The sequence below is a fragment of the Leptospira montravelensis genome, assembly GCF_004770045.1.
GTDB lineage: Bacteria > Spirochaetota > Leptospiria > Leptospirales > Leptospiraceae > Leptospira_A > Leptospira_A montravelensis.
In genome coordinates, this window is sequence record NZ_RQFO01000014.1 from 108,678 (window position 1) to 120,792 (window position 12,115).

The 12,115-nt window shown below is 37.9% G+C and carries 13 protein-coding genes; 3 read left to right on the top strand and 10 right to left on the bottom strand.

Features of this window, described 5'->3' with window-relative positions:
- Window positions 1–46 precede the first annotated feature (46 nt).
- From EHQ31_RS09845 to EHQ31_RS09870, 6 genes are all read right to left on the bottom strand, one after another.
- Window positions 47–1,975, bottom strand: coding sequence for a PP2C family protein-serine/threonine phosphatase (locus EHQ31_RS09845; RefSeq protein WP_135574350.1), 1,929 nt, complete (start codon window positions 1,973–1,975; stop codon window positions 47–49).
- Window positions 1,957–2,289: a peptide chain release factor family protein gene (locus EHQ31_RS09850; protein WP_420844112.1), complete on the bottom strand. Its 333-nt coding sequence runs from the start codon at window positions 2,287–2,289 to the stop codon at window positions 1,957–1,959. The genes EHQ31_RS09845 and EHQ31_RS09850 overlap by 19 nt, the downstream gene beginning before the upstream one ends.
- 104 nt (window positions 2,290–2,393) lie before the next feature.
- Window positions 2,394–3,086 carry a hypothetical protein gene (locus EHQ31_RS09855; RefSeq protein WP_135574354.1) on the bottom strand — a complete coding sequence of 231 codons (693 nt, stop codon included), beginning with the start codon at window positions 3,084–3,086 and terminating at the stop codon, window positions 2,394–2,396.
- A 47-nt stretch (window positions 3,087–3,133) separates the two neighbouring features.
- Entirely contained in the window at window positions 3,134–4,186 is a 1,053-nt protein-coding gene (locus EHQ31_RS09860) for an Mrp/NBP35 family ATP-binding protein (RefSeq protein ID WP_135574356.1), read from the bottom strand.
- A gap of 11 nt (window positions 4,187–4,197) precedes the next feature.
- A complete protein-coding gene (locus tag EHQ31_RS09865; protein ID WP_135574358.1) occupies window positions 4,198–5,061 on the bottom strand; it encodes a metallophosphoesterase family protein in 864 nt (287 codons plus the stop codon).
- Entirely contained in the window at window positions 5,058–5,300 is a 243-nt protein-coding gene (locus EHQ31_RS09870) for a lipoyl domain-containing protein (RefSeq protein ID WP_135574360.1), read from the bottom strand. Before EHQ31_RS09870 ends, EHQ31_RS09865 begins: the two co-directional genes overlap by 4 nt.
- An 87-nt stretch (window positions 5,301–5,387) precedes the next feature.
- Between EHQ31_RS09870 and EHQ31_RS09875 the strand changes: the two genes are divergently transcribed.
- Together EHQ31_RS09875 and EHQ31_RS09880 are read left to right on the top strand one after the other, a co-directional pair.
- On the top strand, window positions 5,388–6,224 hold the full coding sequence (locus EHQ31_RS09875) for a hypothetical protein (protein WP_135574362.1): 837 nt from the start codon (window positions 5,388–5,390) through the stop codon (window positions 6,222–6,224).
- Window positions 6,221–8,083 (top strand): bifunctional chorismate-binding protein/class IV aminotransferase, encoded by a 1,863-nt coding sequence (locus EHQ31_RS09880; RefSeq protein WP_135574364.1) that lies wholly within the window; start codon window positions 6,221–6,223, stop codon window positions 8,081–8,083. The genes EHQ31_RS09875 and EHQ31_RS09880 overlap by 4 nt, the downstream gene beginning before the upstream one ends.
- 54 nt (window positions 8,084–8,137) lie before the next feature.
- Here EHQ31_RS09880 and hslU read toward each other — a convergent pair whose 3' ends face one another.
- From hslU to xerD, 4 genes are read right to left on the bottom strand one after another with little or no spacing between them, the layout of a single operon-like run.
- A complete protein-coding gene (gene hslU, locus EHQ31_RS09885) occupies window positions 8,138–9,556 on the bottom strand; it encodes an ATP-dependent protease ATPase subunit HslU (RefSeq protein WP_135574366.1) in 1,419 nt (472 codons plus the stop codon).
- Window position 9,557: 1 nt separating this feature from the next.
- Entirely contained in the window at window positions 9,558–10,091 is a 534-nt protein-coding gene (gene hslV / locus EHQ31_RS09890) for an ATP-dependent protease subunit HslV (RefSeq protein WP_100744608.1), read from the bottom strand.
- A gap of 46 nt (window positions 10,092–10,137) precedes the next feature.
- A complete protein-coding gene (locus tag EHQ31_RS09895) occupies window positions 10,138–10,569 on the bottom strand; it encodes an ATP-binding protein (protein ID WP_135574368.1) in 432 nt (143 codons plus the stop codon).
- Window positions 10,569–11,477: a site-specific tyrosine recombinase XerD gene (gene xerD / locus EHQ31_RS09900; protein ID WP_135574370.1), complete on the bottom strand. Its 909-nt coding sequence runs from the start codon at window positions 11,475–11,477 to the stop codon at window positions 10,569–10,571. The genes EHQ31_RS09895 and xerD overlap by 1 nt, the downstream gene beginning before the upstream one ends.
- Before the next feature lie 97 nt (window positions 11,478–11,574).
- Here xerD and EHQ31_RS09905 point away from each other — a divergent pair, with 97 nt between their 5' ends.
- Window positions 11,575–12,096 (top strand): tetratricopeptide repeat protein, encoded by a 522-nt coding sequence (locus EHQ31_RS09905; protein WP_135574372.1) that lies wholly within the window; start codon window positions 11,575–11,577, stop codon window positions 12,094–12,096.
- The last annotated feature ends 19 nt before the right edge of the window (window positions 12,097–12,115 follow it).

Below are 12,115 nucleotides of genomic sequence, written 5' to 3' on the forward strand. Positions count from 1 at the left end.
AACGACCCAAACCTCAAAAGCCTTGGACTTACCTCCAAGGCTTTTTTTATGACTTCACATGTAAGTGGATGATGGTGATGTCATCGTGGGGAGCACCAGATAGGCCGGTAAAGTAATGAAAGTTTTCAAGGATATTTGCCATTGGATCTAATGATTGTTTAGCGATAGTTTCAATAAAAGAAGTAGCAAGACGTTTTTCGCCGTATTCCAAACGGTCTGCATTTTCCTCTTCGGTAAGTCCATCCGTATAAAATAAAAATTGGTCACCTGGCTGAAATGGGTATTCTTCTTCACCATAAGTAAGGCCTGATAAAATGCCCAGAGGTTTTCCTTTTGGTTTGATCTCCAAAAGTTCTTTTGACTGGGCTTTCCAATGAAAAAAGGAAGGGTGGCCAGCACTAGAAACCATAAATTTCTTTGATTCCAAATCGATATAAAAATAGGTAGCGGTTGTAAAACGACCAAAGGATTTTTTCACCAAATCTTCGTTCATTGCGGAAAGTAAAAAGGAAGGATTGGCCCAATGTTTGTATGCTTTAAAAAAAGCGAACTTAGAAAGCGAAGCAATGATGGAGGCACCAAGTCCATGCCCTACTACATCGGCAATGAGTATCCCAAATTTTCTACCACCTAATGCCTGAAAGTCGTAGAAGTCTCCACCTACCTCATGAGAAGATTGGTAATGTACTGAAATTTCCATTTGGTCCCAATGGGGAGGAGAAGGAGGTAAAATGGCACTTTGGATTCTGGCAGCCGTAACAATTTCTTTTTGTAAAGTACCATATTTTATCTCAGAATTGCGAAATAAATTTTCACCATACAGAGTAAGACATACTACAAAAATAAAAAATCCCCAATGGGAGGACCTTGGAACTGACTCCAAAATTCCAAGAGAGGATAAAATATCGTGGGTGTTGAAGATAAATAAAGCGGAAGCTCCCATCACAAGCAAAATGGCTTTTGGTTTTTTGGCTGCAACTTGCCCCCAAGCGACTATGATTTGCACAACGAGTGTTGGCAAACACAACCATACAAAAGTGATAATCGCCAGTGACATTGATATCGTTTCTGTAAATGCTAAAGTTAGAATGACAATCGAAAACAAAACATGGAACTGCCACAACATTCGAATGACATTCCATCTTCCGGAACCAACCAATTGTTCGAAAAAATACAAACAACTAATAGGAATTAAGAATAATGTAAAAATAAAAATAATAAAACTAGGAAGGATCGAATCATAATAAAATAACCCAAAAAATCCAGACTGCGATAAAAAGTGAATTCCTGATATAGAAGAAAACCAAGTAAAGGCAAGTAGTTGTTTTTTCTTTCTCCTTTCAAATAGATAAAAAGAAAATAATCCTAAGACTAAAAAGAAAAAACCCAAAGATGCAAAAGACTGGCTTCTATTGGCTATGGCTTTTTGATGTTCTGTTGGATCACCCAATAGAGGGGGTTCTGAAAAACCAAGAGGAAGGATGCCTTCCGAAAAAAAAACGATATAAACATAATTACCTAAACATTCTTTGGGAAGGGAAAGGATTGGCACAAAACTTCGATTATATTTAATATTTAATTTTGAATTAGCCGAATTTTCATCCATTGTGGAGTAAAAAAACTGAGATTGTAACTTTACTTCTCCACAATAAGCATCAAAAAAAGTAACAAGCCCATGTAATAATAACGATGGTTCTTCATATCCCATCGAATCACGAAACCGTATTCGAGCTGATAAATATTTTGAACCCGATTTTTCTAAACTTACATAAGGTATTGAATAAGTTTGGTATTCTAAGGAGAGATCTTCCATCCCAGGACTAAAATGGACTAATTCCTCTTGTGTTAGAAAGCGGTATTCCCATCCAAAGGACCACTTTAAAGATTGGTAAGGAAGAAAAGAATCAAAACAAGATACAAATAAAAAAGGGAAAATAAGAACAATGAAATATGATTTTACATAGGTTCGATCCATTCCGATTTTTTTATCTCCAAATTCTTCTTCAAAGATTTACGATACTTATCTTGTTTTTTCTTTCGCAGTTTTTGTAAGTCAGAGTTGGATTTAGAAGGATTCATTTCTTTTTCCAATTCCAAACATAACAAATCTCTCGCTTTATAACGATTAAGACCTTGGGTTCTATAAACGGAGCATTTGATTTGTTTCCCAGAAGGAGTGTGAACCAAATGCACAGCAGTAGAAACCTTATTTACGTTTTGTCCGCCTTTACCACCAGACTTCACAAAACGTTCCTTTAGATCCGCTTCTGTAATTCCTAGTACTTCCATCCGTTTCTGAAGCGATAAATTCTTTTCGACAGAAACGGGAAAGGTTAAGGGCATTTGAGAATAGAGTTTAGATAGAATTGGTCAAGAAATTTTTTTCCTAAAGATCAATGAGTAGATGATTCAATTTCTAAAATGCGTCTTCGTAAATCAGAAGCCGTCTCATAATTTTCAATTTGAATCGCATTGAACTTTTGTATGTACAGTCCAATGAGTTCATCACCCATTTTTCCAGGAACAGTGAGAGCTTTTTTAAAATTATCAATATCAAGAGTAGGATGGTTGTTATGGAAGTAGTCTACGATCCTTTCCATTTTAAGCCAAGTAGCTTCCCTAGCTATTCCCGATGTATTTCGAAATTCTAAGGAAAGACTTGCCAATGTTTCCAAAGGTTCACTCACCTGCTCTAGATGTTCCGTAAGACTTGTAGTTTGCGTTTTCTTTTCTTTGGCCTTACAGAACTCCACATAACGCATTACCATTGAGTTGAACTGTTCCATTCTCTCTTGGATGTATTGGTTAGCAGAATCTTTGTTCTCTGGCATTTGAAAATCTGGGAGTTGTACTACATCATACAAATGAATATTGTCAGAGAGGATTTTCATGAGCTCCTCTTTAGAGGGAAGAGCCACTGGCGGGAAGGTAACCACCGGGTAGTTGTCTCCTATTTTTAGGAAACTTACTACCACATTTGATGCTATGATTTTACCGCCTGGTGCAATCGGGTTTTCACCGAATACATGGCAGTATGCGATTAAGTTACCTGTAGGGTTTGGTTTGGAACCGCGTTCAAAATTCATAGTATATCCTTTAGACTAAGAAAGACGGAAGAAGAAACAAGTGATTTTTAATCTTCCCACTGAGCAATTTGGTCTTCCAAATTTTTTGCAATGCGGAAATACGCCTGTTGCAAATGGGAATCCTTTGTGTCAAGTAGGGCTGGTTTTCCTGATTCTCCGGAACTCATAACATCCAGGGTCAAAGGAACAGAGCCAAGTTCGGGAACTCCCACTTGTTTCGAAAGTTTTTCCCCTCCCCCTTTGGAGAAAACATCTGTTACATGACCACATTTAGGGCAAGCAAAACCAGACATGTTTTCCACAATTCCGAGGATTGGGACTTTTACTTGTTTAAACATGGCAGCAGCACGCCCTGCATCAAGGACTGCCACTTCTTGGGGAGTTGTTACAATCACCGCCCCATCCAAATCAATGAGTTGGGCAAGTGACAGTTGGACATCTCCTGTTCCAGGAGGTAAGTCAATAAATAAATAATCCAACTCTCCCCAGACAACATCGTATAAGAACTGTTCAATGGCTTTTCCAAGCATGGGTCCACGCCAAACGACTGGTTGGTCTTCCGTAACAAGAAAGGAAAAAGAAATCAGTTTGATTCCATGTTTTTCAATGGGGTAAATTTTATCTTCTTCGGATTTTAATGCAACCCGACCATTGATCCCAAACATCTTTCCAAGGGAAGGTCCATAGATATCTGCATCAAGAATTCCCACCTTCTTACCGTTACGTGCAAGGGTAGAGGCAAGGTTTGCAGTGACTGTCGATTTTCCAACCCCACCTTTTCCAGATCCAACAGCTATCACTTTTTTAACACCGATGATGTGATTTCCATCTTCCATCTTTAGGTTTTGGTCTATTTCAAATTTGATTTTGACCTTTCCTGCACCTTCGATTTTGGAAATAAGCTGTCTTGTTTGTGCTTCCAATCCGATTTGTAATCGTCTATCCGCGTTTGGTGTTTTGATTAAAATTTCGATTCCATCATCTGTAGGCGTTACAGATGCAACCATTCCCAAACTTACGATGTCTTTTTTTAACTCAGGGTGTTTTACTTGCATGAGTTGTCTTTGGATCGTTGTTAAGTCGATTTTTGAATTAGCCATAGTTTGTCCTTTTAGATGACCCCTTCCGATTCTTCGTAAAAAATCGGATTGGTCTCAATGAATTTGTCTTCGGAATAAATAAAACGACGATACTTTGTAGATTTCTCTATCTCAATTAAGTGAAATCCACATTCATGGTTCCTATCAGAGAGTCTTGTACTGGATGCAGAATTCACAATGGGAAATGTTGTCCGAGCCCCAGGGAGTTTCACCCAATTGGTATGTGTATGTCCATGTAAATACAACTCAGGAGGATTGGTTTTTAATTTTTCAACCACCTCAGATCTGTTAGTCATTTGGTGTGTTTTGGATTCAATTTCCGTTTTGGGATTCCAAAGTGGATGGTGGCATACAAGAACATAAGGTTCTGTTACTAAACTAAGAGTTTTATCGATGATTTCGGGAGAAACATAACCATTGGCAGTGATCCGTGGAATTGCATAATTTGAATCCCAACCGATAAATAGTTTTCCGCCGATTTTTTTAGATCGAATGTAAAGATTTGGGTCTAAAGATTTCCCCATCCACTCACTAAATGTTTTTTCAAATAGCGGGTTTGGTCCAACTGCAAGTTTGTGATAACGATCATGATTTCCAGGGATTAAAAACGTTTTGTCAGTAAGCAGTGGACTTAAAATTTCTTTTGCATTTTGAAACTCACCAGGGTGAGAAACATTTGTCAAATCACCAGAAATGATGAGTGCATCATATTCTAATTTGCTAATAGCTTCTACCATAGCAGAAATTAGTACAAGTGGATGTTTAGATTTCCTTCTCAACCTGTAGCTGAGGTATCCGACAATAGCTTTTCCACGAAGAGAAAACAATGAGAGTTTCTTTGGGAAATGTAAGTCGGAAATATGGAGGATTTTCATTCGTTAATATCCATGATTCCGAGGATATCTCCTTTTTTCACCACCGATCCTTCTTCCATAATGATTTTTTTTAGGATTCCTGAATAGGGTGATTCGACGGGAAAAGCGGCTTTGTCGGTAACAAGTTCGATCATTTCGTCCCCTTGAGATACAGAATCACCTACCTTTCGGAGCCATCGAACTAATTCGATCTTTTCTGTATCACCCAAATCAGGAGTTTTTAAAAGGAATTCTTTCATGGACACAATCCTTTGTCACGGAATTGAAAACTGGTTTACAAAACCCTGTTTTCCCGTTTTTTTAACATAAAAGTTTAGCAAACCTCAATGGGAAACGAGAAAATCAAATATAAAGGCACTGAAATCATCGAAAACTTGGACGAGTTGATTCAAAAGGACTACTTCCATTTTGAACTAAAAGGTCTGACCAAGTCAACACGAGATATCGTCAATGAAGTCGTTCAAGGAATCTTAAACCGAGTAGGTGCAAATCCTCTTACTTCATTTCATTTGTTTAGCGGTCTAATGGAAGCCCTCTTAAATGCTGTAAAAGCAAACACACGTTTTGTGATATTTCAAGACGAACTTTTGAATAAACTCACAGCACAGGGACAAACTCCAGAAGAAGAAGCAGAAGAGTTACTCGACATCATTTTAGAAACGGAACCACTTAGGGATGCAATGCAACGTTACATTGTACCAGATAAAATCAAAAAAGTGGTTCAAAAAATTCTAACTTTATCGGATAAAAAAAGATCAAAAAAACACAACCTCTCTATAGACGAAAAAGAATTCTTAACAATTGTTAGAGAAAAGATAAAAAAATATGATCTTAAAATTTCAATGAAAATTGAAATCAGACCAACATCAGTTTACATTCGAATTAGGAATGATTCCCCCATTATGGGAATGGATTTAAACCGCATTCGCAAAAGTAGAGAAAGACATGCCGAACTTGCCAAACAAGGAAATTCTGCTGAATTTTTTAGGCCTGACTTTTTGGATGAAAAAGAAAGCGCAGGGTTCGGAATTGCAATGATTGATGAAGGTTTTTATAACTTAGGACTTGATCCATTAGAATGTTTTGATATCCAAACAAGTAAAAAAACAACTACGGTTTACCTCAACTATCCGTTAGAGGCTCTCCAAAAGATGGAGTTTTGATACAGGTTTCAGAATTTACTTGGGAGTCTTTTGAGAAAGAATACCGAAATATTGGTGGCCTTCTCTTTGAAGACTCTCGGACAGAACCAGGTTTTACCATTTGCGATTGGTATTTTGACTTACATGAGGAAATAGAAATCCTCTATAAAGAAAAAGAACCAGTCGCAGAAACCATTAAGACAAACTTATCTAAGTTAGATGCCTATCTAGAGAAAGAATTTTATCCTTGTGGTGCCCTATTTTTCGAACTTGGATATTTTTTTATCGAAGGACTGGATCTAAAACATTCTTCGCTCGCAGAAGGGACTCCTCTCCTCCAATATTCCATTTACAAACAAAAAAAAAGAATTAAATATTCAAATCCATCACCACTTACCTTTGAAACAATTGAATTACCAAATATTTCTGTCTTATGGGAAAAAGAAACCTACGAGGAACGATTTAAAAAAACAAGAGAAGCACTTTTACTTGGTGAAAGTTATGAATTGAATTTATGTTTTCCAGTTTCCCTTTCGTTCGAAGGGGATTTGTTTTTATACTACCAATCTTTAAAAGCCAAACAAAAAACCAAATACTCTGTTTATTATCCTTTTTCAAATACAAGGACTCTGTCTTTATCACCAGAACTATTTTTTGAAGTGAATGGCGATAAAATAAAAACAGAACCTATGAAAGGAACAATCCTTCGAGGTTTTACATCCAAACAAGATAAAGAATATAAATCACAGCTCCAATCTTCTGACAAAGAAAGAGCCGAAAATGTAATGATTACGGATTTATATCGGAATGATTTAGGTAGAATCGCCAAACAAGGAACAGTGGAAGTTACGGATCTTTTTTTAATCAAAGGTCTAGAAACGGTTTGGCAGATGGTATCCAAAGTAGAAGCCAAATTAAAAAATCCGTTTTCCTGGTATCCCGTGCTAAAGGCTCTTTTTCCTTCTGGGTCAGTGATTGGAGCTCCTAAAAAAAGGTCTTTTGAACTTTTACGAGAACTAGAAAACACAAATAGAGGATTGTATACAGGATCCATCTTCGTCTCAGAAATGTTAGATAGTGTGCCAAGGATTTGCTCCAATGTTACGATTCGAACCTTACATTTAAAAAAAGAAAACAATCTTTGGAAAGGAAACTATGGAGTGGGAAGTGGGATCACAGTTCTCTCCGAATCCGAGGCAGAATACAAGGAATGCCTATCCAAACTAAGGTTTATAACAAATCCCAACATTCCCTCTTTTGAAATTTTAGAAACGATACGATTCGGTTTTGGGCATTATTTTTTAAAAGAACTCCACTTGGAGCGAATGGAAGAAACGGCAAATCGTTTTGGTTATCCCTTTTCAAAACAAAATGCCGAAGCCTGTTTAAAAAAACATAACCATTCTTCCAAAGACGAAGGTGTTTTCCGACTACGGTTATTACTAAATGAAAGGGGAGAATTTCGATTAGAAACTTTTCCACTCACAAAACCTATAATTCGTCCGAGAATCCGACTTGGACTTGCGAGTCAGCCCGTAGATTCTAACGATTTATTTTTATACCACAAAACAACAAACAGATCTTTTTATCAAAAGATGTTAGAAGAATGCAAAACCAAATCCATTGATGATTGTATTTTGTTTGATCGAGATGGGCGGATCTTAGAAACCAACATTCGAAATCTATTTTTGAAAAAAGGAAAGTTTTGGTTTACTCCAACGCTCGAAACCGGAGGCCTACCCGGTGTGTTCCGAGAAGCACTTCTCCGAAAGGGGTGGGTCAAAGAAACCGAACTTTTTCAATCGGATTTGATAGATGCAGACGATATCCTTGTCGGGAATTCCCTTCGCGGTTTCGAACGAGTGGAATTAGTTCTTTAGGAATTGATAGAAATAATCAGGTAGAACTTTCTTCTACCTGATTATAAAATTCTGTTAGAGAATGAACCTGCTCAAGTCCTTATCTTCGATGATTCCTTTTAGTTTGGATGACACATAACCTTCGTTAACAACAACTTCTTTTTGGTCTGGAGGCAAGTCAGGTGCATCAAAACTTGTATCTTCCAAAAGTTTTTCCATGATGGTATTGAGTCTTCTTGCCCCAATGTTTTCATTTTTTTCATTCATCTGAAACGCTAACTTGGCAATCTCAGCAATTCCATCTGTAGTGTAGTTTATCTTTACACCTTCAGTCGCAAGAAGGGCTTCATATTGTTTGGTGAGAGAAGACTTAGGAGTGGTAAGGATTTTAATAAAATCAGATTCTGTTAATGTTTCCAGTTCCACGCGAATCGGAAACCTTCCTTGGAGTTCCGGGATCAGGTCCGATGGTTTTGTCATATGAAAAGCACCTGCTGCAATAAAAAGAATATGATCGGTTTTAATTGGACCAATTTTTGTATTCACTGTCGATCCTTCGACAATCGGAAGTAAGTCTCTTTGGACTCCTTCCCGCGATACGTCGGCCCCTTGCCTACCTTCCCTACCTGCAATTTTATCAATTTCATCCAAAAAGATAATTCCCATCTCTTCCACACGCCTAACGGCTTCCGATTGGATTTTGTCGGCATCTATCAGTTTTTCTGCCTCCGATTCGGTGAGAAGTTTCCCTGCGTCAATTACCTTTACTTTTCGTTTCCCCGATTTTTTGGGCATCAAATCACCAAGTAAACTTTGTAATTGGTTGTCCATATCTTCCATATTCCCAGCACCAAACACTTGCAACATGGGCATTCCCGTTGGTGCCGAAGGTTTAGGAATATCGATTTCGATTTCCCTATCATTCAAAATCCCTTTGCGAAGTTTTTCTCTAAACTTTTCTCTGGATTCTTTATAACTTGTTTGTCTTTCTTTTTCCTCTGGATTTAGGTCTTCTTCTTTTTTATGGAAGATGGGAGGTAAGATGGCATCGAGAACAATCTCTTCAGCTTTTTCTGCTGCCTTGTCTTTGACTCGGTCTCGAAATTCGGCTTTTACCAAATTTAAAGCACCCATCGCTAAATCACGAATCATAGATTCTACATCGCGACCAACGTATCCGACTTCTGTATATTTTGTGGCTTCTACTTTCAAAAAAGGAGCACCACATAACTTTGACAGTCGACGTGCAATTTCCGTTTTTCCCACACCTGTGGGTCCAATCATAATGATATTTTTAGGATAAATTTCTTCTCTTAGAGATTCGTCGAGTTTACGACGTCTAGAACGATTCCGTAGAGCCACTGCCACTGCCCGTTTAGCTTTGGTTTGTCCAATGATATGTTCATCCAATTTTTCTACAATTTGACGAGGGGTCAATTCCTCTGCTGGATTTTGTGATCCGGCAACTTCTGCGATTATAGTAGGGTATGTCATTTTATAATTCCTCAATCACCAAATTATGGTTAGTGTATATACAAATATCAGCTGTGATCCCCATTGCTTTTGTAATGATATCTTTCGGATCCATATCCGTATTTTGTACAAGAGCTCTTGCGGCCGAAAGAGCAAAATTCCCACCAGAACCAATCGCAAGAACACCGTCATCGGGTGAAATCACATCTCCCGTTCCGGAAATTAAAAAAGATTCATTGGCATCACAGACAATGAGAAGTGCCTCAAGCCTACGTAACATCCGGTCCATCCTCCACTCACGAGCCAGTTCCACCGCTGCCCGAGACACAGAACCACCATGTTCAATTAATTTTTTTTCAAAGAGTTCAAAGAGTGTAAATGCATCGGCAGCACTTCCTGCAAATCCGGCAATCACCTTACCGTTGTAAAGTCTTCTGACTTTTTTAGCGGTATGTTTCATCACGGTATTTCCCATCGATACCTGACCATCTCCCCCTACGGCGATTTTACCGTTTTTACGAACAGAAAGGATGGTAGTTGCGTGAATTGTTTCCATAAGGATAAAATTCCAAAATGGTGAGTGTTGTCGAGAAAAATGGAGGTTACTTTCTTTTGATGAGAACCATTTGGTTCCCTACTTCAAATGATTGGTCGAGAAAATAATAGTCGGTGAGTTCTTTGATCATAAAAAGTCCAATCCCATGTTCCCTGTAGTCGCTAAGATCAAAACTACGAAGTTCGCCCGGTTCCACTTTTTTTCCATAATCTCTCAAACGAATTTCCACGCGGTCTTTATCAAATTGAAATTCAATAAAAATCGGTTTTCCAGTGTTACCAGAATAGGCATGACGAATGATATTCACAATGGCTTCACCGATCACGAGTTTCAGATCAAGTGAATCAAAAAGTGAAAATCCATGTTCTAAACAAAGATTAAAAAAATAGTTACGAGTGTGAGATACAAAACGAGGGTTTGAGGGGATTTGGATACGGACTACTTTACTGTAGTCCGTGGGTTTATTTTGGTTCGACATTATCCTCTCGGATGGAATTTCTTATGAACTTCCTTCAGAGTTTTATTTGCCATATGAGTGTAAATTTGAGTCGTCGAAATATCGATATGGCCCAAAAGTTCCTGAACCGATTTGAGATCTGCATGGTTCTCAAGAAGGTGGGTAGCAAAAGAGTGGCGAAGTGTGTGTGGAGTTACTTTTTTCTTAATTTTAGTGCGTTTGATATAATGGTTTAAAAGACGCCATACCGACTTACGGTTGATATACGATCCTTTTTTGGAAACAAATACAAACTCACACGTTCTTTTTTTCAAAATTTCTGTGCGACTTTCACTTAGATATTTTTTCAAAATATCCAAGGACTTTTCACCAAAAGGAACTAGACGTTGGCGTCCCCCTTTTCCTTCTACAGTGATTGTCATATTTTCCATATCAATATCAGTCATTTTTAAGTTACATGCTTCCGAGATACGAAGCCCAGAAGAATATAAAAGTTCAAAGATACATTTGTCACGAAGTTCGTACAAATTGTCCTCTTTGATATTACGAAAGAGTTCATCAATTTCGGCTTGAGTTAAATAATCGGGGATGGTTCTTGCAACTTCAGGAGTTTCGATTTTTTCGGTAGGATTGGAATCTAACCTTTTTTCATCTCGAAGATACTTATAAAACTGTCTGATGGCAACCACTTCTCGAGCCAGTGTTTTTGCTGAGATTTTGCGTTCTCTTTCTTCTTCGAGAAAACGCATAATGTCGTTTGCTTTTACTTCTAAGAAGTTGATATGTTCCTTTTCCAAGAAGATCGCAAACTTATTGAGATCATATCCGTAAGAATATATCGAATTATCGCTCAGTCCTTTTTCTACGGACAAGTATTCTTGAAATGTTTGTAAAAGCTGATTTTGAGAAACTGGCAATTTGGAACCCATCTTTACTCTCTTATGTTACTTAAAGAGTCGGACAAAAAGCTTAAAGAGACTTATTATTTTTTTTGCCACAAATGGCTATGTCAGGAAAAAAGGAGATGTGGTTCATAGAAACTCCCTAATTTTTTTACTCACGTTTGCCAGTCTGTTAGTCGTTAATTGCGGCCGAAAAGAAAGATCCCTTTTCGAAGAGGGTAAAAAATGGGAAATGGCTGGAGAAAAAACAAAAGCCCTCTATTATTACGAACTTTCCCTTCGTGAGAACCCTGATTACGATCCAGTTCTAAAACGAATGGGACTCCTACTTGCAGAAAGTAACCAATCCATTGCCACAGCCATTTTTTATTTGGAAAAGTACCACAAACAAAAAAAAGATGATACAGAAGTACAAAGGGAACTCTTTCGCCTTTATCTTACCACAGGATACGAAAAAGAGGCATTGGAAATTTTGGAAGAAATTCGATTCCAAGGAAAAAAAGAAACTTTGGAATTTTTCGAAACAACTTACCTTTGCCTTACCAGAGGGTTCAAACAGAAGGATTATTTACTGACCTTAGAAAAAAGCCCTCTCGCAGGGGATCCCTACTATGCGCCGTGGGTCCGGGCTTGCGAAACAAAATAGACAGGAAACCTGGAATTCC